Source organism: Christensenella minuta (assembly GCF_003628755.1).
GTDB classification, from domain to species: Bacteria; Bacillota; Clostridia; order Christensenellales; family Christensenellaceae; genus Christensenella; species Christensenella minuta.
The window spans coordinates 1,276,136-1,297,840 of sequence record NZ_CP029256.1 but is presented as its reverse complement, the minus strand read 5'-3'; the positions used below and the strand labels follow the sequence as shown (position 1 = coordinate 1,297,840).

The window sequence follows — 21,705 nt, the reverse complement described above, 5'->3', positions numbered from 1 at the left end:
TGTTGTGAAATACCAGACATCAAACCTATTGATAAACTGCTGTCTTTCTCATAACCGGATATTTTTTGCTTAATCAAAAACTTTATGGTTATCAATAGTTGTACAAAGGGGGTATATAGAATGGAGCAAACGAAGACCGCATATGCGGAAACAACGCATATTGTGATGTCGGAAGACATCAACCAGCTTGGGAACCTGCACGGCGGAACGCTGATGCAGTGGGTGGACATCATTGGCGCGGTGGCCGCCACGCGGCATGCGCACAGCACGGTTACGACGGCGGCGCTTGACAGCATGGATTTTAAACATCCGGTGCCGCTTGGAGCGATTGTAACGCTGCAGGCCGCAGTGACATGGACGGGCCGCACTTCGCTCGAGGTGCGCGTGGACGTATACAGCGAAAAGTCCAACTGTGTGGTAAAGAAACGTACGAATACGGCTTATCTTGTGTTCGTGGCGCTCGGGTATGACGGCAAGCCTCACGAGGTGCCGCCCTTTACACCGCGCACAGACAGCGAAAAGCGGGAGTATGAACGCGCCGCGAGGCGCCGCGAGGCGCGGCTCGCAAGGAAAAACAGCGAGGAGGAATGACGGTTTGTTCACAGGAGTGGAACAAACTGCCAACCGGGGTATGATTCTTCCAAAAGCGCTTTAAATACTGGACTTGCTTTTTTGTTTTCATTAAGATAAAGGCATCCGGAGAACATCTGAAAACGCAGCTTTGTAACAAAATGTCGTTTGCCGAATTTATTCGGTTTAGATCATTACTTTAAATTCTAAGGAGGACGCCGTTATGGCCCGTATCAAAGATTTTATCGACACAACAGACTTTACAAAGAAAGAACTGATGGAGATCATCGACCTCGGAATCGCGATTAAAAAATGTATCAAACAGGGGTATTATCCCCAGCTGATGAAAAATAAAGTGCTGGGGATGATTTTCGAGCAATCATCAACGCGCACAAGGGTTTCCTTTGAAACCGCAATGGCGCAGATGGGCGGCCACGCGCAGTACCTCGCCCCAGGGCAGATCCAGATGGGCAAGCATGAATCCGTAGGAGATACGGTGCGCGTGCTTTCACGCCTCGTCGATATCCTGATGGCCCGTGTAGAACGGCACCAGACCGTTGTGGATATGGCCGAAGGAGCGGCAATCCCGGTCATCAACGGTATGAGCGACTATAACCACCCGACACAGGAGATGGGCGACGCGATCACCATCAAGGAGCACCTCCCGGAAGGGAAGAAAATGGAGGACCTGAAGGTTGTATTCGTGGGCGACGCGACACAGGTATGCGCGTCCCTGATGATGCTGACGACTAAGCTGGGCATGGATTTTGTGCAGTTTGGGCCGAAAGGTTTCCAGCTTAAGGAGAATTTCCGGAAGATCGCGGCGGAAAACTGCAAGGTTTCCGGCGGTTCGTTCCTGATTACGGAGGACGAGGACGAAGCAATGAAAAATGCGGATTTCGTCTATACGGACGTATGGTATGGGTTGTACGAAGCGGAGCTTTCCAAGGAGGACCGCATGCGTATCTTCTATCCGAAATTCCAGGTATCGGAGGCGATGCTGTCGAAGGCTTCGCCGGATGTGAAATTTATGCACTGCCTGCCCGCAACGCGGGGCGAGGAAGTGACGGACGAAGTGCTTGACGGCCCGCGGTCTATCGTGATCGATGAAGCGGAGAACAGGCTTACCGCCATGCGCTCCCTGCTCGTTTATTTCATGTATCCGGAAAAACCCGTCGATCTTGCCGAGCGTGACGCTTCCAAGGCCGGACTCGAAGCCTATATGAAAGAAAAAGGGCTGATCTGACCATCCCGGCAGGAAGGGCGTACGCCCTTTTGAACATAAGCATCGGCCCGCCTGTTACTGCGAACGTACCGGCGGGCCGATGCAAAATGGAATATCTTGTCAAATCAAGAGAAAGAGGAGGAATGGTAGATGGCTACAAAGAAAAAGTTTAAACTGTTCGACGCCGTATTGGCAGCGGTGTGCATCGTCCTCGTTGTAGAAGCGGTTGCGCCTGCGGCCGCGATTGGTCCGTGGCAGTACATCTGGTGGGCGATCATGCTCGTCGCTTTTTTCCTGCCGTACGGTATGGTTTCCGCGGAGCTAGGGACGACCTATGACGACGAAGGCGGCCTGTACGATTGGGTAAAGCGTGCGTTCGGCCGCAGGAACGGTTCCCGCGTGGCATGGTACTATTGGGTCAACTTCCCGCTGTGGATGGCGTCCCTTGCCGTCCTGTTTACGGACATACTGATTGCGGCGACCGGAATCGAGATCAACTGGATCGTGGCCCTCGTTATACAGCTCGCGTTCATCTGGGTCGTAATTCTCATCAGCAATTATCGCGTCAGCCAGAGCAAGTGGCTGATTAATATCGGCACCATTGTCAAGGTTATATTAATTGTTGCGATGGGCGGCCTCGGCATCTATGGCGCGGTTGTCAACGGCTTTGCCAATTCCGGCTCCCTGGCGGATATCTCGCCGCTGATGGGAATCTCATTCATATCGATCATCCTGTTCAACTTTATGGGGTTTGAGGTCGTGACGACGTTTGCGGGCGACATGCAGAACCCGAAAAAGGAAATTCCCAAGGCAATCGTTGTGGGCGGTATCCTGATCGCGGTATTCTACCTGTTCGGCGCATTCGGCGTTTCCGCGGCGATCCCGTATAACGAGCTCTCTGTGGACAGTGGCTTCATGGATGCGGCAGGCATCCTGCTGGCGGGCGCGCCGGGGATTATCCTGTCGGTTATTGGCTTCCTGTTCATGTTTTCGCTGATCGCGAACCTCTCTTCTTGGTCGTTCGGCGTCAACTATGTCGCGATGTACGCAGCCCGCGACCATGCGATGCCCAAGGTGTTTGAAAAGGAAAATAAGGACGAAGTTCCCTCGAGCGCCAATATCATCAACGGCGTCGTAGCAACGGTGATTGTGATTATTGCGGCGGTACTGGGGCAGGTGAATCCGGATGCGGTGGATGCATTCTGGACGCTGTTCGCCCTCAATGTGGTCACGTTGCTCGCATCCTATATCTTTCTGTTTCCGGCCTTCCAGAAGCTACGGAAGATCGACCCGGACAGGGAACGCCCTTATAAGGTGCCAGGCAAAAAAGGCCTGATCGGGGTTATGACATGGGTGCCGTTCGCGCTGCTGATCCTGGCGATCATATTCCTGCTGTTCCCGTACAATGCGGACACCGGAATGCTTGAGCCGGATATCATTCTCATTATCGGCGTGGCGATATCCGTGGTGCTGGGAGAGATCATCGCCGCAGTGACGACGAAAAAAGCGCCGCGCGAAGCGGTGAAAAAAGAATAGGCGGTGAATGCGGAGTTACTAACCGCTGCCGCAAATAAGCGGTATATGGGCGCGTGAGCAAAGGAAAACGCGCTTGTATAAGTATAAGGATATTGAAATCGAAAGGTGTGTTTACAATGAAAAACTATACTTCCAAACCAAAGGCAGACGGATTCCGGATGCCAGGCGAATTCGAACATCATGACGGCTGCTGGATTCTGTGGCCGCAGCGCCCCGATAACTGGCGCTTAGGCGGAAAACCGGCGCAGAAGGTTTTTGTCGAAGTTGCAAAAGCGATCAATAGGTTTGAACCGGTAACGGTCGGCGTCAATGAGGACCAGTACGAAAACGCGCGCGGAATGCTCCCGGAGGAGATACGCGTAGTGGAAATGTCAAACAACGATTCGTGGATCCGCGACTGCGGCGCGACGTTTGTCGTCAACGACAAGACGGGCGAAGTGCGCGGCGTGGACTGGACGTTCAACTCGTGGGGCGGCCTTGTGGACGGCCTCTACTTCCCGTGGGACCTTGACGACGAGGTGGCGCGCAAGATGTGCGACATCGAATACAAGGGCCGTTACCGCCTCAATGACTTTGTATTGGAAGGGGGCAGCATCCATTCGGACGGCGACGGGACAGTTATGGTGACGGAGGAATGCCTGCTTTCAGAAGGCAGGAATCCGCAGCTTACGAAGGAAGAGATCACGCAGGTATTGTGCGATTACCTCGGCGCGGACAAGGTGATCTGGCTGAAAAACGGTATTTATCTTGACGAGACCAACGGGCATGTGGATAATATCTGCTGCTTCGTCAAGCCGGGCAAGGTACTGCTCGCGTGGACGGACGACGAGAGCGATCCGCAGTATGCGATCTCGAAAGAGAATTACGGCATCCTTTCCGAGGAAACGGATGCAAAGGGTCGGAAGCTTGAAATCGTAAAGCTGTACGTTCCTTCCCCGGTGACGATTACAAAAGAGGAAGAAGAGGGAGTGGACGCCGTAGACGGCACGCTGCCAAGGCTCGAGGGCGACAGGCTCGCGGCTTCCTATGTAAACTTCTATATCGCGAACGGCGGCATCGTGGTTCCGGGCTTTGGCGACCCGAACGATGAAAAGGCGGTGCAGACATTAAAGGAATGCTTCCCGGATAGGGAGATCGTGCAGATCCCCGCGCGGGAGATCCTTCTTGGCGGCGGCAACGTACACTGTATCACACAGCAGCAGCCCTCCGGCAAGTGACATGCGCAGCATAGCGCATTCGGGCGTTAGGACGCCGGGTTCCTTTATGCGGCGCATGGTAGTGCCGCTGCTGACCGCGTGCCCGGCCCCCGGACTGCACCTATCTGCATGCGCTCAATAATCCCCAATATTGGCGGACCAAAGGACAGGAATAAAAAAGGACCTTGCGGGGGCTAAATCCCGCAGAATTAGACAAAACCGACAGATACAGCGGCAGACCCGGGCGGATTTTTCCACCCGGGCGAAAGCCGCGAAGTTCACCTTGGAAAAATAAGAAAAGGCGGAAAAGCGGATACTTGATCCGCTTTGTGGTTATTGTTACTGAAAACGGACATCCCCGCAGGGGAAGAAACCGGAAAAGGCGGTAAAAGTAATGTGTAGAATGGTAATTGCACTCGGCGGGAATGCGCTTGGCAACACGCCCGAGGAGCAGATGGAACGTGTAAGGGAAGCCGCGAAGGCGATCGTACCGCTGATCATGGCCGGAAACGATATTATCGTATGCCACGGAAACGGTCCGCAGGTCGGCATGATAAATCTTGCGTTTGAAAAAGGATATGAAGGCGGGTATACGCCTTTGATGCCGCTTGCGGAATGTACGGCGATGAGCCAGGGGTATATCGGCTATCACCTCCAGCAGGCGATAGACGCGGAGCTCGTGGCCAACGGGAACGACAATACGCCCGTTATCACCATGCTCACGCAGGTCATTGTAGATAAAGACGACCCTGCGTTTGAAAACCCCACCAAGCCGATCGGCGGCTTTTACGACGAAGAGACGGCGAAAAAGCTGATGGCGGAGACGGGCTGCAAATATGTGGAAGACTCCGGACGCGGCTGGCGCAGGGTGGTGGCGTCGCCCAAGCCCGTCAGCATCTATGAATATATGACGCTCGATACGCTGATTAGTGCGCGCGAGGTAATCATCGCGGGCGGCGGCGGCGGAATTCCCGTTATCAAAACGGACACGGGCTACCATGGCGTGGCGGCTGTTGTGGATAAAGATTTTGCAGCGGAAAAGCTGGCGGAGCTGGTGCATGCGGATTACCTGTTCATCCTCACGGCCGTGGACCGTGTGGCGGTCAATTTTGGGAAACCGGACCAGCAGGATATCCTGCGCATGACGCCGGATGAGGCGGATGCGTATATCGCCCAAAACCAGTTTGCGCCGGGGAGCATGCTGCCCAAGGTGCAGGCGGCGTGCGAATTTGCGAAAAGCCGGGAAGGACGGAAAGCGATCATTGGCTCGCTTGAGAAAGCGCCGCTGGCCCTCGAGGGGAAAAGCGGTACGCTGATCGAGCTGTAAAACAGGCACGGGGCGGTGGGAGAAATTCTCCCGCCGCCCTGTTTTTATGTGCGTCTGTCTGTGATATAATGGTAAAATCGGCAAACAGGAGAGGAAAAAATGCTTGCATCATTTACGGACGTAACCGTTGCGTATGGGGAAACGGAAATTTTAAAGAACGTGACCGCAGCTATCAACGCGGGAGACAGGATCGGCCTGATCGGGCCGAACGGCGCAGGAAAAACGACGTTGCTCAATACTTTGGTGAAGCGGATACGCCCGGAGGCGGGCACGGTGATCCATAAGGCGGGGCTTTCCATTGGCTATCTGGAGCAGGACAGCGGACTCACCGCGTCGAGCACGATCATAGAAGAAATGCGCGGCGTATTCCGAGAGACGCTCAATGCCCGCGCAAAAATGCGGGAAATCGCAAAGAAGATGGAGCAGGCCCCGGACGATACTGCCCTCCAGACGGAGTACGCGCGCGCCCAAAATGCGTTCGAGGCGGGCGGAGGGTACGAGTTCGAGGTAGAGATCAAGAAGATACTGAACGGTATGGGATTCGCGGATAAGGCTTATGAAACGAATATCGCTACGCTGTCGGGAGGGGAAAAGACCCGACTTGCGATTGCGCGGCTGCTGCTTTCGGACCCGGAGCTGCTGATTCTCGACGAGCCGACCAACCATCTGGATTTTAAAACGCTGATGTGGCTGGAAGACTATTTGAACGGCTACAGGGGAGCAGTGCTGATCGTATCGCACGACCGTTACTTCCTCGACAAGCTGGCAAAGAAGATATGGGAGCTTGACGAGGGGGAGCTTACCGAATATACCGGAAATTACACGCAGTATAAACAGCTTAAGGCGGAATATATTTCGTGGCAGATGAAGGAATATGAAAAACAGTCCCGGCAAATTGCGCACATGGAGGACTATGTGGCGCGCAATTTAACGCGCGCGTCCACGGCGAAGAGCGCGCAAAGCCGCGTAAAACAGCTGAGCAGGCTCACGCGCATCAGGAAGCCGAAAACAGAGGTGCGGGCCCCGTCCTTCCGCTTTGAGTTTTCCCAGCGGCCGGTAAACGACGTGCTCGAAGTGCAGAACCTCGACCTTGTGGCCGGACGGGAGCGGAAGGTGCTCGCGACGGATGTGAATATAGAATTGAAGCGCGGCACGAAGGCTGCGGTAATCGGAGACAACGGAACGGGAAAGTCGACCCTGATGAAAAGGCTCGTCGCGGCCTCGCGGGAGCCGGAGGAGGGGATTGTTTTCGGGAAGAACACGCTCGTTGGATATTACGACCAGGAGAATAAGAACATGACGCCCGAAAAGACGGTGGTGCAGGAGGTGTGGGACGCATTTCCTTCCCTGCTGGAATACGGCGCACGGTCTATGCTGGGCAGGGTGCTGATTACCGGGGAAGAAGTCTATAAGCATATTGGCGACCTTTCGGGAGGGGAACGCGCGAAGGTAGGGCTGGCGCTTTTAATGTGCGGGGGCTATAACGTATTGCTTCTTGACGAACCGACTAACCACCTTGACCTGCCTGCACGGGAAAGCCTTGAGGCGGCGCTCAAAGAGTACGAAGGGACGCTGCTCTTCGTATCGCACGATAGATATTTCATCAACGCGCTCGCGGAACGGATTTATGAAATAACGGATGGCAAGCTGAATGAATTCGAGGGCACATTTGACGAATACCGGCAGGTAAAAGAGCTGGAAGAACAGCGCGCGCGGGAGGAAGCCCCCAAGACCGCACCGCAGGAAGCGGCGGAGCCGGCGAGGAACCCCCGGCAGCGGCGTGCGGAAGAGGCGAAGCGGCGGGAACGCATCTCGCGGCTGGAAAAAGAAATTGCGGCGGCGGAAGCGCGCGAAGCGGAGCTTGGCAGGCTGATTGCCGAAAACCCGGCGGATTTTGAGCTGGTCGGCGAGTGCTGCACGGAGCTGGAAGAGCTGAAAGAGCGGCACGAAAAGCTGCTTGAAGAATGGATCGCGCTGGATTAGATATTTTTAGGCGACGCAAATATAAAATTTTTTTATTACATATATTGACAAATGGGTGAAAAAGGATTATGATTACTGCAAACGATTGCAGAAAACGTTTGCAGAACCTGTGGGGATGGGAGACTGCCGGCATGGTCAATTCAAACACGTTAAAAGATATCGCAAAAAAATTGAATGTTTCGGTTTCCACTGTTTCGCGGGCGGTGAATAACAAATCCTATGTCAAGGAAGAAACGCGGCAGAAGGTATTGCAGGCATTGAAAGAGTACCATTATGTCCCGAACGAAATCGCCCGGTCTTTAAAATCGCAGTCCACAAAAACGATTGGAGTCATCATCCCGGATATCTGCGAAATGTTTTTCGGACAGATCATCAAGGGAATCGACGAGGTTGTGTCGCCGGAGGGTTATACCATCATCGTATCCGATTCCGGGGAAAGCAAAACGAATGAAGCGCGCGATCTGGAGATGTTGTTTCAAAAAAGAGTGGACGCGCTGGTGCTCGCGACAGTAGAGCTGAAAGGAAAAAAAGTCCTGCAATTTCTGGACCACGATATTCCCGTAGTGTTTATCGACAACTTGCCTGTCATCGAACAGGAGATCGACGCAGTGATGATCGACAATGTGGAAGCGAGCAAAATAGCTATGCGGCATCTGATTGGGCTGAACCACCGGGAGATCGCCGTCATTATCGGATCGATCGAGGAGACCACCGGGTACGACAGGATGCTTGGCTATAAAAGTGCCCTGAGGGAAGCGGACATCCCTGTTGACGAACGGTTGATCGCCTATGGCAACTACAAAGAGAACAAAGGCTATGAGTGCATGTGCGCTTTGCTTGACCGCATCGGGGAAGTGCCGTTTACGGCAGTATACGTGACATCCGAAATGATGACGTTCGGCGCGATCAAGGCGATTAACGACAGGGGCCTGCGCATTCCGGAGGATATTTCCCTGATTGGCTTTGACGTACATGATAAAACGGGTCTCGTTGTCCCGGGTATTACCACCGTTCGCCAGCCGGAGAGCCTGATCGGCACCAAGACGGGCGAGCTTCTCATTAAACGCTTGAAGCAAAAAGGCAACAAAAAATCCAGACAGACGGCGAAGTGCCGGAAGATATTGCTGGATCCTTATCTTGAGATTAAACAAAGCTGCAGAAAAAAATAAAGTTTTTAAGGCAATAGTTTACAAACAAAAAGACCTCTCTTATTTCAAAGAACGAGAAAAAATCATTTTTGGAGAAATCCTGGCGCATTATTTTTTAAAACAGCATGCCGGGATTAGAAACAGCAGTTTTCTGCAAACGTTTGCAGAAGCGTTAAAATAGTTTTTTGCAAGGAAAAAATGATAAAAGCAGGTGAAGAATTTGGAAAAAACAATATTGAAAATGGAGGGCGTATCGAAAAGTTTTCCCGGTGTAAAGGCGCTTGACGGAGCCGCAATTGAAGTGCGGGAAGGAGAGGTGCACGCGCTGATGGGGGAAAACGGGGCCGGGAAATCGACCTTTATGAAAATACTCAACGGTCTGCTCGAACCGGATGAAGGCAGCATAGAATTTGCCGGCCAAAAGGTCCGGATACACAGTCCGTCCGAGGCCCTGAAGCTGGGGATCGCCATGATCTATCAGGAGCTTAATCCAATCAAGGATATGACGATCGCGGACAACATCTTCCTTGGCCGCGAATACACCCGGGGAAACAGCGTATTCGTCGACAAAGGGAGGGCCGAAGCGGAGGCTGATAAGCTGCTGAAGGAGTTTGGCATGCCGGTTGGGGCCAGGACCCATATGCGCGAGCTTTCCATTGCGCAGATGCAGATGATCGAAATTATCAAAGCGGTATCCTCAGGGGCGAAGCTGATCGTCATGGATGAACCGACCTCGTCGCTTACGGATGAAGAAATCACCATCCTGTTCCAAACGATACATGATCTAAAACAGAATAATGTTGCGGTGATCTATATTTCACACCGGCTGGAGGAGATTTTCCAGATCGCGGATACGGTGACGGTACTGCGGGACGGGAAATATATCGACAGTAAAAAGACGGAAGCCCTCGACCGGGATTCGCTGATTAATATGATGGTCGGGCGTAAGCTGGATAATATTTTCCCCAAAAAAATCGTCGGGATCGGGAATACCGTGCTGGAAGTAAAAAATCTTACCAGAAAGAGCGTGTTCGAAGACATCAGTTTCAATGTGCGCGCCGGGGAAATCGTGGGATTCTACGGACTGGTAGGCGCCGGGCGGAGCGAGGTGATGAGGGCGGTGTTCGGACTCGACCGGGCCGACTGCGGGGAAATATGGATGGACGGCCGCAGGATCAGGGTCAGGAAGCCGCAGGACGCAATTGCAAACGGGATCGCCCTCGTTACGGAGGACCGGAAGGATACGGGGCTTGTCCTGTGCCGGTCGATCCGCGAAAATATCGCGCTTCCCAGCCTGGGGGAATTCTGCAGGGGCGCATTCCTCGATAAAGAGAAGGAAAGCGAAAGGTGCAAGGAGATCGCGGGGAGGCTGACGGTAAAAATGAGCGGACTTGCCCAGGAAGCGGGCAACCTTTCGGGCGGCAACCAGCAAAAGGTAGTCTTGTGCAAATGGATGATGAAGAGTCCGAAGCTCCTGATCCTTGACGAACCCACGCGCGGCATCGACGTAGGAGCGAAGGCCGAGATTCATTCCCTGATGGGGGATTTTGCGAAGGCCGGGATGGCGATTGTAATGATCTCGTCCGAGCTGCCGGAGATCATCGGGATGAGCGACCGGATTATCGTGATGGGCGAAGGAAAAATCAAAGGAGAATTTAAGATCGGCGAATATTCGCAGGACGATATTTTGAAATGCGCACTGGGAGGTAAAAAACAATGATGGCATTTGGAGAGAATAAAGAAGGGGCGTTAAGCCGGCAGAAAAATTTTAAGCAATATCTGAGAAGCTATGCCCTTGTAATTATATTTTTAGGCGTTTGCGCCGTTTTTGCAATCGCGTCCCCAACGTTCCTGCAGCCCACGAATATCGTTGGCGTGTTCAGGCAGATCGCAATCAACGGGGTTTTGGCGCTGGGGATGACTCTCGTTATCATCACCGGCGGGATCGACCTTTCAGTCGGTTCCCTGATGGCGATCACCGGCGTCGTATCGGCTATGATACTGGAAAGCAATCCGAATATGCTGGCGGTCGCACTGATCGTGGGGATCGGCGCCGCAGCGCTCATGAGCATGTGGACGGCGGTCCTGGTGGCCAAGATGAAAATAGCGGCATTTATCGCTTCCCTCTCTACCATGACCATCGCGCGCGGGGTCGCGCTCGTGGTGGCGGACGGCATTCCGCATACCATCAAGGATACGACCTACAGCGAGATCGGAAACGGGTACCTGTGGGACCCGGCGGCGACGGGCGGAGTAGGGTTTCCGGTGCTGGTGCTGATTCTGATCGTGGTGGCGGTGATTACGGCGGTGATCCTTTATAATACAAAATTCGGGCGGTATATTTATGCGGTCGGCGGAAACGAGAACGCGGCAGAAGCATCCGGCGTAAATGTCGTCAAGGTGAAATTCTGGACCTATGTATTAAACGGCGCCCTTTGCGGTGTGGCGGGTATGATGCTTGCAGCCCGCATAACGTCCGGCCAGCCAAACGCGGCGACCGGATACGAGCTCGACGCGATCACGGCGGTTATTATCGGCGGGACCAGTATGTCGGGCGGCAGCGGAAAGATCAGCGGCACGATCATCGGTGCGCTGATTATCGGAGTGCTCAACAATGGACTGGTTTTGCTGGGTGTATCTTCGTACTACCAGCAGATCATCAAGGGTATCATTATTGCAGTCGCAGTGCTGCTTGATATGAAAACCAAAAAAGGGAATTAAGGAGGAAAATGGAATGAAGAAACTGGTAGCTGTAGTACTCGCCATCCTTTTGGTGGCAATGGTGGCAGTGGGGTGTTCGGGGACGGCGGACCCGTCCGCGTCCGCCGACACGTCTAAGGCGGCGGAGGGCAGCGAATCCGCACAGCCCGCGGGAGATGCGGAAAAGGTATGGAAGATCGGGATTTCAACGCAGTCATGGGAGCATGAGTTCCTGAAAAACATGGTTAACGCCTTGCAGGCGATCGACGAATCGATGCCCGATGTAGAGCTTGTGATCGTTGACAGCGAGGATTCGGTCGAAAAGCAGCTGAACGACGTCGATACGCTTATCGCGCAGGGCGTGGACGGCATTATCCTGAATGCGGACAGCGTGGAAGGAAGCAGCCAGGCGGTCGTCGCTGCGAAAGATGCGGGGATTCCTCTGGTCGAGCTGGTTTCGCTGACCGAGAATGAAGACTACGATACGTTTGTCGGAACGGATGTAAAGGCTTCCGGGCTCCTGGCGGGCGAGATGGTGGCCGAAATGCTCGACGGAAAAGGAAAGGTATTCGAGATTCAGGGCGTTATGGGACATTCCGCGCAGATCAACAGGGGCGCAGGCATCGCGGAAGCGCTGGAAGCGTATCCGGATATCGAACTGGTCGAATCGCAGAGCGGCGAATTTACCAAAGATAAGGCAATGTCCGTGACGGAAGCGTGGCTCGCTAAATATCCGGCGGGCGAGATTGACGCAATCATTGCCCACAACGACGGTATGGCCCTCGGCGCGATGAACGCGTGCATCAGCGCGAACCGTACAGAGATCAAGATTATCGGTATCGACGGCGATGCGGAGGCCCTGCAGGCAGTGATCGACGGAACGATGGCAGCGACGGTAGTGGATGACGTTGAAACGGAATCCAGGCTTGCTGTAGAAGAAATGGTAAGTATTTTGAACGGAAGCGAACCCAAGGGCCAGATCCTTGCGGAATATATCCCGGTAAAGACGGCTGAAGAAGCGAAAGTATGGCTTGAAAAGAGACAGTAGAAGGAAGCGGAATGCCGCGGGACGGGGAAAGGGCTCCTTTCCCCGCGGCCTGCGGCGGAAAGAGAGATAACCCGATGAAAGTTTTGACAGGTTCTTTCCAGTGCGAATCAAATTCGTTTTGCGATGATGTGGCAACGGAAAATGACTTTGAGGTTCATTACGGAAACGACGCGGCGCAAAAGCTGGCCGCGACACGATATTTTGAAGAAAACGGTATAGAAACCGTGCCTATGGTATTTGCCAGCGCCCTGCCGAGCGGGGAAGTCGCCTATTCGGCTTACCAATATTTTGAAGGGATATTCCTTGAAAAGATCAGGGAGCAAAAGGCGTTCGACGGAATCTACATCTATTTCCACGGTTCCATGTACGTGGAAGGGCACGGCTGCGGCGAAGAGCTTCTCACAACGGCGATCCGCAGGGAAATTGGGGACGGAATACCGATTTCGGCGGCGCTTGACTTCCACGCAACGCTGTCGGACCAGTTTTACAGGAACGTGAATGCCGTCAATGGCTTCCGCACGGCGCCTCACACGGACCACGACGACACGGAACGGCGGGCGGCGCGCTCTTTGATCGAATGTATGAAGCGGAACATTACGCCGCGGCTGCAGCGCGTCAGGGTCCCGTTTTTGGGAGCGGATGCGTCCGTCACGGCAAACGAGCCGTATCTTTCCGTCACAAAGGAACTTAAGCGGCTCGACGCGGAAGATCACGTTATCTCGTGTGCGTTTTTCAACGGCCACGCATGGTATGACGCGCCGCATACGGGGGCCTGCGCCGTGGTGGCGGATCTCGACAGCGAAACGGCGTTCGCGGAGGCGATGCGGCTCGCGAAAGTATTCTGGGAGCATAAGGAGGGCGCGGTATTTGAAGGCGCGATGCCTGCGGATGAGGCGGTCGATTATTCGCTGGCACAGAACGGCGGCCTGATCTTCGTGAACGACTCGGGGGACAATACGACTGCCGGGGCATGGGGCGCCGGGACGCTTATGCTCCGCAAATATCTGGAAAAAGGCGCGGACGGCGTACTGGTATGCGGCATCTTCGACCCAGCGGTCACCAGCGAGCTTTTGCAAAGCAAGCCGGGAGAGAAACGGCACATCGTATTGTGCAAGGGTAAGCATACCGCACAGGAGATCGAGACCGGGCTCGACGTTACTGTAAAAAGCTCCGGAATCGTATGCGGCTGGGCTGGAGACGAGGTGGGCGAGGGAGTCGTGGCGGAAAGCGGCGGGATCGACATTTTAATTACCAATGCCCGCGCGGCCTTCACCACTTTGCGGCATTTTGAAAAAATGGGAATCGATCCCCGGGATTACCGGATCATCGTGCTGAAAATGGGCTATCTGTTCCCGCGCCTGAGGGACATATCGGAACAGGCTGTCGTTGCGCTGACCCCGGGGCAAAGCACAAATGATTTTTCGCAGATCGGTTTCCGGCGCGCACCGGATCGGCTCTATCCGGCCTGCACGGACATCCGGTGGGAAGAAATCGAAGCGGAGGCGAAAAGGAGGCGTTTATGAAAAAGATCATGCCGCAGCCCAAGGTGATGGAAGAGCTTCCGCCGCGGGCGGGAAGCTTTGACGGGATTCGTGTTTGTTCAAACTGTAAAAATACGGAAGGCGCGGAGGACTTGTTCCAGTCGCGGTTCTGGAACATGAAAAATGTGCTCAAAGACGGCGCGGACAGCTATTCCGTCTGTCTGAACGACGCGCCCGGGTGCGGAAACGGCGGAAAATTGTTTTACGAGCAGGGCTTTGTGCTTCACGCGCAGGAGGACCGGGCGGAGGTCTATGCCGCGACCAGGCAGGGCTTCGTCTATGCGGCGGCCGCGCTGAAACAGCTGATTTCCCGCACGGAAGACGGATATACGATCGCTTGCGCGCATATCGAGGACTATCCTTCCGTTGAAGTGCGGGGCATATCCATTCCCCTTGCATGGTATGCCGGTTACGGACGGATTGGCTTTGATTCCCAGCTCTGGGATTTTGAACAGTGGAAACAGTTTTTGGATGTCTGTTCCGATTACCGGATCAACCAGCTCAATATGGTGCTGTATGGCTTTTGGCCGTTTGAATTTCCCGAATATCCGGAGACTGTGCTCCGGGGCCTTAAAATGCGGGTGTACGATCCGGAGAGCGACGGCTGGATTACCGTCGAATATACGCATCCGAATGTGGAAAAGCCGTTCCTGAAGGAACTCATCGAATACGGGCACAAGCTTGGAATCAGGTTTTTCGCCTATACGGGACTCAACAGCTATAGCGGGGGGTATGCCTGCCGACACCCGGAAAAACGGATGAAAAAGGAAGCGGGCAGCAAATTCATCAATGATTTTGACAGCCTGTGCCTGAGCGAGCCGGAGACGGTCGAATACCTAAAAGCGAGTATCCGCAAGATTGTGGAGCAGGGCTTTGACGGAATCGATTTTGAGGAAAGCGAAGAGGCCTTCTGGTATTGCGGCTGCGATCAATGCAGAAAGACATTCTGGAAAGATGCAAGCACACCGGAGGAGGCGCTCCACGCGGCGAATACGGCGCTGCTGAAGATGCTCTGCGAGGAGATCAAAAAGGCCTCCGAAGATTGTGTGATCGGGCTGAGGGCATGGCGGCAGCCGCCGCTGATCCGCGACGGGCAGCTGATTGAAAACATGGTAAAAAGCGTGCCGGACGACATTGTGCTGTTTTGGGCACCCGGACAGTATGTGCCGGACGAGGAGTTTGAAAAATGGACGAAAGCCTTTGGGAAAGAACGGATATGGGGGCGCGATACGGAGGCGATCGGCTTTGCGGCCTGCTTCGGAAGGCTTCTGCGGCCGTTCCGGTGGAACGGGCTGCGGGCGGAAGAAGAAACGATCACACAGTTCGTAGAAGAGGATATCCGCCAGCACAGAGGGTCCGTAAAAATGAAGGTGAAGGGGATCAACGGGTACCAGTTTGAATGGTACGGGTTTTTTATGGCGCTTTTTGCCCATTCCTATTACGGCTGGGGCGGAACGCTGGAGGCCGAGGAGTTCTATCGCTATTCCCTTGAAGCGGTCTTTGGAAAAGCGGCAGACGACATATGGTATGTCATGAAAAATATGCTGACGATCCATGAAAGCCAGATGAAGATATACCGGGCGGAATTCCCGATGGCGCGCAACAAGGTGGAAAAACAGGATATTCCGCGCATTAAGCGGGCAATTGAGGAGTACCCGGACATGATGGAGCGGATCGGCAGGATTCGCGAATATGTCCGTTCGGGCGAAGAGACGGCACATTTCGACCTGCATTTTAAAAAATGGGAGGTCGCGATGCGCAGGCTGAGAATCATTTATGATATGGCGCTCGCGTCTATCGCATACGATAACGCGCAGTCGCCGGAGGAAGGCAGGAAGTACCTAAAAGAAATGTACCGGCTGAACGAAAAGGAATTCGAGATCATCCGCAGCAACTATTTCGATGTGAACCCGATGACCGAAGCAGGGGTGAAATCCTGCTGCTTCCCGTATCATGAGATGAAGCGTATCCTTACGAACGCACTTTATCCGGAACGGGAAGATAACGAACCGATCTATGCGGGCGTGGAAGCGCTCGGGTGGCTATGGGCATAAAATTGCAAAAAAATCGAACGGAAAAGGAGAAAATGACATGTCTTACTACAACGAACAGGAAACGAAAAACAGGATTGCCAGAGTAAAGGGAATTCTGAAGGACAAGGACCTTGACGCAGCGCTTATCTATTATGATGAACTGAACATTGCAAACGGCTGGTATCTTACGGGGTGGTGCCCGCAGTTCGAGAAGGGCGCGGTGCTCCTGCCGGTAGAGGGGGAAGCGCTTCTTTTGGGAGGCCCGGAAAGCGAGCCCTTCGCAAAGATGAGCAGCGCAATCAAAGAGACGCGCAACTTTTCAGCCTTCATGGTGCCGGATGAAGAATACCCGAATGCGACGATCATGGATTTTACCGGGCTGGCGGCAGAACTGAAGGCCAAGAACTGTGTGCTCAGGAAAGTCGGCATCGTCGGGACGAGCGCGATCCCCTACCAGGTATATACGCAGTTCAAGGAGGGCTTCAAGGGCGCGGAGCTTGTTGACATCACCGGCGAATATGAAGCGTTGAGGGCGTATAAATCCGCATGGGAAGCGGAAAATGTGAGGCAGTCCTTTGAAATGTGCTACGAGGCGTTCAAAGCTATGAAGGCGGCGGTGAAACCCGGCGCGTTCGAGCATGAGGTAGCGGCGGAGGGCGAATATATCTGCCGTAAACACGGAGCAAACAGCTTTGCCTACACTACGATCGTGGGCAGCGGGGAGCGTTCGGACGCGGTCGTTCCCACGGCGATCAACAAGGAAATGAAAGCAGGCGAATGGGTTATGATTGGCATTGCGCCCCGCACCAACGGCTATGCGGGGACAATGGGGGAAACGCTGCCCGTTTCGGGAGAATATACGCCCGAGCAGCGCGACGCGGTCAACACCTTGCGAAAGGCGCTGCGCATCACAAAAGAAATCCTTAAACCGGGAATGAGCGGAAGGGAGCTTGACGTTCCGGCACGCAAGCTCTTTGAAGAAAAAGGACTGATCGAATATCTGGTATGCCCGTTTGTGCACACCATCGGACTGATGGAAGCAGAAGGACCGTTCTACGGGCCGAACAGCGACGATAAGCTGGAGGAAGGCATGACCGTGTGCATCGACGTCAGCTTTTTCGGGCATCCGACGCTGCACGGCGCACGCGTTGAAACGGGCTACCTGATTACGAAAGACGGCTGTGAGCCGCTGTGCCCCGAGATGGACGCAATCTTTATGGAAGACCTATAAGAGGCGGGAGGGGGCAAAATGGAACTTGGAAAGAAAACCTGGGTATTTGCGGACGGCGACCTGCCGCCGCAGGGGCAGAGCGAGCCGCTGGGACACGAAGCGCTGATGGTGGTAAACAATTGCGGCGAGGAGGCCGAAATCACCCTCGACCTGCTGTTTGAGGACAAGGAACCAAAAGAGGGAATTAAAATTACCGTCCCCGCGAAACGGGTCAACTGCTTCCGTATGGATTTTCCCATCGGTGAAGAAGCATACAGTATTCCCAAGGGACAATATGCGGTGATCCTCAACTCAAGCGTACCTGTCGTCGCCGTGTTCGGCAGGCTGGACCGGAGGAAAGATATGGCATATTACCCGGTCGCGGGATATGGAATCTGACGGCCGGCCCGGCACAAAAGCGTTTTTCCATCGTGAAAAACGCTTTTGTCGTACAGGAGGAAAATGATAATTCACTTGTGAATTCAGCGCGCGTATATTATAATAGGTGAGTATGACGGAAAGAGGTTTTAAGCTTTGAAGATATTTAATTCGATGACGGGGAAAAAAGAGGAACTGAATCCGCTTATCCCCGGACAATTCAACATTTATGCGTGCGGTCCGACTGTATATAACTATTTCCATATCGGCAACGCCCGCCCGTTTATCGTATTCGATACGCTTCGCAGGTATCTGGAATACCGCGGCTATAAAGTAAACTTTGTGCAGAATTTTACCGACGTAGACGATAAGATGATCCGTGTGGCGGCAGAGGAAGGCATTACGGTAAAGGAACTCGGGGACCGCTATATCGGGGAATATTTTAAGGATGCGGAAGCGCTTAATATCCGCCCCGCCACCGTACATCCCAAGGCGACGGAGCACATCGGCGACATCATTGCGCTGGTGAAAAAGCTGGTCGATACGGGGCATGCCTACGAGCTCCACGGCGACGTGTATTTCGATACGCAGAGCTTCCCCGGCTACGGCAGGCTTTCCGGGCAGGATCTTTCCGAACTGGAAATGGGTGCGCGCATCGACATCAACGAGGAAAAGAAAAATCCGATGGATTTTGCCCTCTGGAAAGCGAAAAAGGAAGGGGAGATCGCTTGGCCGAGCCCGTGGGGGGAAGGCCGCCCGGGATGGCACATCGAATGCTCGGCAATGAGCATGAAATATCTCGGCGATACGCTCGATATTCACGGCGGCGGGCAGGACTTGAAATTCCCGCACCATGAAAACGAGATTGCCCAGAGTGAAGCCGCGACGGGCAAGCCCTTTGCAAATTACTGGATGCACAACGGCTACATCAATATTGACAACAGGAAAATGTCGAAGTCGGCGGGGAATTTTTTCACGGTGCGCGACATCCTAAAGGAATTTCGTGGCCCGGCGGTGCGCCTCTTTATGCTGAGCGCCCATTACAGGAACCCGATCAATTTTTCGCGTGAGTTGCTTACACAGTCGGAAACGGCGTACGACCGCATCTTGAACTGCCGTGAGAACCTGAAGTTCATTATGGAGCATCCGAAGGACGAAGCGGTGGAAATTGCACCGGTGATTGCGGCGGCAAGCGAGAAATTCAACGCGGCAATGGACGACGACCTCAATACGGCGGATGCGATTGGCGGGATTTTTGAATACATCAAAGAAATCAACACTCTTTTTGAGAGCGGAGGACGCGCGGAGGACGCAAAAGCGGCCCTTACGGAGCTCGATACGCTTATGGACGTGCTGGGCATACTTTCGGACGAGACCGGCGGAGCGGTTCCGGAAGACGTGCGGGAGATGGCCGAAAAGCGGCAGGAAGCGCGCGCCAAAAAGAACTGGGCCGAGGCGGACCGCCTGCGCGATGAAGTAAGGACCCGCGGGTATGAACTGAAAGATACGCCGGACGGCGTTAAAATCAATAAAATCTAGGGGGAAAACAGAAAGATATGGAAGGCGCTTTTAATTTTATGATAATTTTCGACATCTTTATTGCAGTATACCTGTTATACTATGCAATTAAGGGGTCGGGCAAAGCGTATGAGAACGATTATCCGGAAGAGATGCAGGCAGCACATAGAAAGCTCCTCCGCACTTTTTGCTGGATCACGGGCGTGCCGCTGCTGGTACTGTCCGTTCTGGAGTACACGAGCGAAGACAAAGCGATGTCGATCTGGAGCATTATCAGCATCGTGTATATCCTTGCCTGCGTCGTGGCTTATTTCATTATTTTCCGTGTGAAATTCAAAGAATATTTGAAAGACCCGCGCAAAAATTTGCCGAAAAGATAATCAGCGGACAAAAACTTGTTACAGCCTGTTCACTATGAATAAAAGTCCGGCGGCAAAAGCGCCGCCGGGCTGTTTGCTTTGAACCGGAAAGGGTATCATAAGACTGTGGGGAAAGGGGGAATATATGGAATTTTTTGCGCCATATTTGAACGTTATCACAACAGTCCTGTATCTTGCCTCGGTCGCTATACTCCTGTGGGGATTTGTTTTATGCCTGCGGGATTTTCTGGCTTCGCATTTCAAGCGGATGGAGCGGTTTGCGCGGATGAGAAAGCTTGCCGACGCAAAGAACGGCCTTGGGGGTTATATCCTGTTGGCCCTTGAAGTGCTGATCGTAGCGGATATCATCGATTCCATCGCAAAACCGACGTTTGAGGATATCCTGCGGCTGGCGGCGATTGTGGCGATACGCACGGTGATTTCCTATTTCCTCAACAAGGAAATCAGGGACTCGGAGCAACAGAAAAAAATAATCAATGACAACGATAAAGAAACGGAGTGAAAAAGATGAGTGAAGATTGTACGCATGACTGCGGAAGTTGTTCGGAAAACTGCGGTTCGCGGGAACAAAACCCAGCGGATTTCCTGGAAGCGCCGCACGAGGCAAGCACCATCAAAAAAGTTATCGGCGTGGTCAGCGGGAAAGGCGGCGTGGGAAAATCCCTCGTGACCTCGATGCTGGCCGTTCTGCTGCGCCGCAAGGGGCTCTGCACCGCGATCCTCGATGCGGATATCACAGGGCCGTCCATCCCCAAGATGTTTGGCGTGACGGAAAAGGCGCGCGGAACAGAAGACACGATTTTCCCGGTCTATACGAAAAACGGGATACAGATTATGTCCGTCAACCTTCTGCTGCCAGACGAGACCGATCCGGTGGTATGGCGCGGCCCGGTCATTGCGGGGACCGTAACGCAGTTCTGGAAAGATGTAATCTGGTCCGACGTGGACGTGATGTTTGTGGATATGCCGCCGGGAACGGGCGATGTACCGCTTACCGTGTTCCAGTCCATTCCTGTAGACGGTATCATTGTGGTGACTTCGCCGCAGGAGCTGGTGTCTATGATCGTCGGCAAGGCGGTTAAGATGGCGGGCATGATGAACGTGCCGGTTATAGGCCTTGTGGAAAATATGAGTTACCTGAAATGCCCGGACTGTGGGAAGGAAATCCCGGTCTTTGGCGAAAGCCGCGTCGAGGAGACGGCGGCTAAATTCGGAATCAGGGTGCTGGGCAGAGTACCGGTCGATCCGGAGATCGCCCGTGCGGCGGACGAAGGGAAGATCGAGGCGCTCCCGGGGGAATGGCTCGCAGAAGCGGCTGAGCAAGTGGAAAAATTATGAGTGAAAAAGCGCTGCTCGCAGGGCGTTATTTCAAAGAAGGATATAATTGCTGTCAATCCGTGGTTCTTGCCTTCGCACCGGAGGCTGGCCTTGACGAAAAGACGGCCGCGCGGCTTGGTTCCTCTTTCGGAGGAGGAATGGGACGGCTGCGCGAGGTGTGCGGGGCGGTAAGCGGAATGTTTCTGGTACTTGGGCTTGTGCAGGGATATGATTCCCCGGCGGATGCCTGCGGGAAGGCGGTACAGTATGCCCGCGTGCAGAAGCTTGCACGGCAGTTCCGGGACGAAAACGGCTCCATCGTATGCCGGGAGCTTTTAGGGCTTGCGGAGCATACGAGCTGTCCCGTGCCTGAAAAACGGACGAAAGCTTATTACAGGAAGCGTCCCTGCGCAGAGCTCGTTGCATGCGCGGCAGAGTTCCTCGATCAGGAATTGCAAAAGAATATTTGACATGGCAAGACACCCCGTACGCGGCCAGGAGAGCGAACGGGGTGTTTTTTTGCCGCCGCGGGGACCTGTTTTAAGGATATGCGTCCGGCGAAGTTTGAAACGATTTTATGAATAATCCGGATGGC

At 53.8% G+C, this 21,705-nt stretch carries 20 protein-coding genes; all 20 read left to right on the top strand.

Features of this window, described 5'->3' with window-relative positions; translation table 11 throughout:
• Positions 1 to 120 precede the first annotated feature (120 nt).
• The 20 genes from B1H56_RS06215 to B1H56_RS06120 all read left to right on the top strand — a co-directional run bounded on the left by B1H56_RS06215 (position 121) and on the right by B1H56_RS06120 (position 21,580).
• The gene (locus B1H56_RS06215; protein ID WP_121418977.1) at positions 121 to 591 is read left to right on the top strand and encodes an acyl-CoA thioesterase; all 471 of its coding nucleotides are present in this window, start codon (positions 121 to 123) and stop codon (positions 589 to 591) included.
• A gap of 202 nt (positions 592 to 793) precedes the next feature.
• Positions 794 to 1,816: a putrescine carbamoyltransferase gene (ptcA, locus tag B1H56_RS06210; RefSeq protein ID WP_066517747.1), complete on the top strand. Its 1,023-nt coding sequence runs from the start codon at positions 794 to 796 to the stop codon at positions 1,814 to 1,816.
• Between the two features lie 129 nt (positions 1,817 to 1,945).
• Positions 1,946 to 3,331: an APC family permease gene (locus B1H56_RS06205; RefSeq protein ID WP_066517753.1), complete on the top strand. Its 1,386-nt coding sequence runs from the start codon at positions 1,946 to 1,948 to the stop codon at positions 3,329 to 3,331.
• Between the two features lie 116 nt (positions 3,332 to 3,447).
• Positions 3,448 to 4,548, top strand: coding sequence for an agmatine deiminase (gene aguA / locus B1H56_RS06200; RefSeq protein WP_066517754.1), 1,101 nt, complete (start codon positions 3,448 to 3,450; stop codon positions 4,546 to 4,548).
• Between the two features lie 373 nt (positions 4,549 to 4,921).
• A complete protein-coding gene (gene arcC / locus B1H56_RS06195; protein WP_066517755.1) occupies positions 4,922 to 5,854 on the top strand; it encodes a carbamate kinase in 933 nt (310 codons plus the stop codon).
• Between the two features lie 99 nt (positions 5,855 to 5,953).
• On the top strand, positions 5,954 to 7,837 hold the full coding sequence (gene abc-f / locus B1H56_RS06190; RefSeq protein WP_066517762.1) for a ribosomal protection-like ABC-F family protein: 1,884 nt from the start codon (positions 5,954 to 5,956) through the stop codon (positions 7,835 to 7,837).
• Between the two features lie 68 nt (positions 7,838 to 7,905).
• The gene (locus tag B1H56_RS06185; RefSeq protein ID WP_082771072.1) at positions 7,906 to 9,006 is read left to right on the top strand and encodes a LacI family DNA-binding transcriptional regulator; all 1,101 of its coding nucleotides are present in this window, start codon (positions 7,906 to 7,908) and stop codon (positions 9,004 to 9,006) included.
• Entirely contained in the window at positions 8,975 to 9,166 is a 192-nt protein-coding gene (locus B1H56_RS06180; RefSeq protein ID WP_066517764.1) for a hypothetical protein, read from the top strand. Before B1H56_RS06185 ends, B1H56_RS06180 begins: the two co-directional genes overlap by 32 nt.
• A gap of 30 nt (positions 9,167 to 9,196) precedes the next feature.
• The gene (locus B1H56_RS06175) at positions 9,197 to 10,705 is read left to right on the top strand and encodes a sugar ABC transporter ATP-binding protein (protein ID WP_330384532.1); all 1,509 of its coding nucleotides are present in this window, start codon (positions 9,197 to 9,199) and stop codon (positions 10,703 to 10,705) included.
• Positions 10,702 to 11,706, top strand: coding sequence for an ABC transporter permease (locus B1H56_RS06170; RefSeq protein WP_066739779.1), 1,005 nt, complete (start codon positions 10,702 to 10,704; stop codon positions 11,704 to 11,706). The genes B1H56_RS06175 and B1H56_RS06170 overlap by 4 nt, the downstream gene beginning before the upstream one ends.
• Before the next feature lie 13 nt (positions 11,707 to 11,719).
• Positions 11,720 to 12,733: a substrate-binding domain-containing protein gene (locus B1H56_RS06165; RefSeq protein ID WP_066517765.1), complete on the top strand. Its 1,014-nt coding sequence runs from the start codon at positions 11,720 to 11,722 to the stop codon at positions 12,731 to 12,733.
• Between the two features lie 74 nt (positions 12,734 to 12,807).
• Positions 12,808 to 14,256, top strand: a complete 1,449-nt coding sequence (locus B1H56_RS06160; protein WP_162938964.1) for a M81 family metallopeptidase — start codon at positions 12,808 to 12,810, stop codon at positions 14,254 to 14,256.
• Positions 14,253 to 16,328, top strand: a complete 2,076-nt coding sequence (locus tag B1H56_RS06155) for a glycoside hydrolase family 20 zincin-like fold domain-containing protein (protein ID WP_066517768.1) — start codon at positions 14,253 to 14,255, stop codon at positions 16,326 to 16,328. The genes B1H56_RS06160 and B1H56_RS06155 overlap by 4 nt, the downstream gene beginning before the upstream one ends.
• A 37-nt stretch (positions 16,329 to 16,365) precedes the next feature.
• Positions 16,366 to 17,538 (top strand): M24 family metallopeptidase, encoded by a 1,173-nt coding sequence (locus B1H56_RS06150; protein WP_162938963.1) that lies wholly within the window; start codon positions 16,366 to 16,368, stop codon positions 17,536 to 17,538.
• Between the two features lie 18 nt (positions 17,539 to 17,556).
• Entirely contained in the window at positions 17,557 to 17,916 is a 360-nt protein-coding gene (locus tag B1H56_RS06145; protein WP_066517772.1) for a sensory rhodopsin transducer, read from the top strand.
• A 135-nt stretch (positions 17,917 to 18,051) separates the two neighbouring features.
• On the top strand, positions 18,052 to 19,434 hold the full coding sequence (gene cysS / locus B1H56_RS06140) for a cysteine--tRNA ligase (protein ID WP_066517777.1): 1,383 nt from the start codon (positions 18,052 to 18,054) through the stop codon (positions 19,432 to 19,434).
• 38 nt (positions 19,435 to 19,472) lie between these two features.
• Positions 19,473 to 19,793, top strand: coding sequence for a hypothetical protein (locus B1H56_RS06135; RefSeq protein ID WP_147554672.1), 321 nt, complete (start codon positions 19,473 to 19,475; stop codon positions 19,791 to 19,793).
• Positions 19,794 to 19,917: 124 nt separating this feature from the next.
• Positions 19,918 to 20,295 carry a DUF1622 domain-containing protein gene (locus B1H56_RS06130; protein ID WP_066517783.1) on the top strand — a complete coding sequence of 126 codons (378 nt, stop codon included), beginning with the start codon at positions 19,918 to 19,920 and terminating at the stop codon, positions 20,293 to 20,295.
• Between the two features lie 5 nt (positions 20,296 to 20,300).
• The gene (locus B1H56_RS06125) at positions 20,301 to 21,131 is read left to right on the top strand and encodes an Mrp/NBP35 family ATP-binding protein (protein WP_066517786.1); all 831 of its coding nucleotides are present in this window, start codon (positions 20,301 to 20,303) and stop codon (positions 21,129 to 21,131) included.
• On the top strand, positions 21,128 to 21,580 hold the full coding sequence (locus B1H56_RS06120; protein ID WP_066517788.1) for a C-GCAxxG-C-C family protein: 453 nt from the start codon (positions 21,128 to 21,130) through the stop codon (positions 21,578 to 21,580). Before B1H56_RS06125 ends, B1H56_RS06120 begins: the two co-directional genes overlap by 4 nt.
• Positions 21,581 to 21,705: the final 125 nt, after the last annotated feature.

Excerpts from the sequence above, each read along its gene's own strand:
- B1H56_RS06215 (WP_121418977.1), top strand. The coding sequence starts at position 121 with ATGGAGCAAACGAAGACCGCATATGCGGAAACAACGCATATTGTGATG.
- ptcA (WP_066517747.1), top strand. The coding sequence starts at position 794 with ATGGCCCGTATCAAAGATTTTATCGACACAACAGACTTTACAAAGAAA.
- B1H56_RS06205 (WP_066517753.1), top strand. The coding sequence starts at position 1,946 with ATGGCTACAAAGAAAAAGTTTAAACTGTTCGACGCCGTATTGGCAGCG.
- aguA (WP_066517754.1), top strand. The coding sequence starts at position 3,448 with ATGAAAAACTATACTTCCAAACCAAAGGCAGACGGATTCCGGATGCCA.
- arcC (WP_066517755.1), top strand. The coding sequence starts at position 4,922 with ATGTGTAGAATGGTAATTGCACTCGGCGGGAATGCGCTTGGCAACACG.
- abc-f (WP_066517762.1), top strand. The coding sequence starts at position 5,954 with ATGCTTGCATCATTTACGGACGTAACCGTTGCGTATGGGGAAACGGAA.
- B1H56_RS06185 (WP_082771072.1), top strand. The coding sequence starts at position 7,906 with ATGATTACTGCAAACGATTGCAGAAAACGTTTGCAGAACCTGTGGGGA.
- B1H56_RS06170 (WP_066739779.1), top strand. The coding sequence starts at position 10,702 with ATGATGGCATTTGGAGAGAATAAAGAAGGGGCGTTAAGCCGGCAGAAA.
- B1H56_RS06165 (WP_066517765.1), top strand. The coding sequence starts at position 11,720 with ATGAAGAAACTGGTAGCTGTAGTACTCGCCATCCTTTTGGTGGCAATG.
- B1H56_RS06160 (WP_162938964.1), top strand. The coding sequence starts at position 12,808 with ATGAAAGTTTTGACAGGTTCTTTCCAGTGCGAATCAAATTCGTTTTGC.
- B1H56_RS06155 (WP_066517768.1), top strand. The coding sequence starts at position 14,253 with ATGAAAAAGATCATGCCGCAGCCCAAGGTGATGGAAGAGCTTCCGCCG.
- B1H56_RS06150 (WP_162938963.1), top strand. The coding sequence starts at position 16,366 with ATGTCTTACTACAACGAACAGGAAACGAAAAACAGGATTGCCAGAGTA.
- B1H56_RS06145 (WP_066517772.1), top strand. The coding sequence starts at position 17,557 with ATGGAACTTGGAAAGAAAACCTGGGTATTTGCGGACGGCGACCTGCCG.
- B1H56_RS06135 (WP_147554672.1), top strand. The coding sequence starts at position 19,473 with ATGATAATTTTCGACATCTTTATTGCAGTATACCTGTTATACTATGCA.
- B1H56_RS06130 (WP_066517783.1), top strand. The coding sequence starts at position 19,918 with ATGGAATTTTTTGCGCCATATTTGAACGTTATCACAACAGTCCTGTAT.
- B1H56_RS06125 (WP_066517786.1), top strand. The coding sequence starts at position 20,301 with ATGAGTGAAGATTGTACGCATGACTGCGGAAGTTGTTCGGAAAACTGC.
- B1H56_RS06120 (WP_066517788.1), top strand. The coding sequence starts at position 21,128 with ATGAGTGAAAAAGCGCTGCTCGCAGGGCGTTATTTCAAAGAAGGATAT.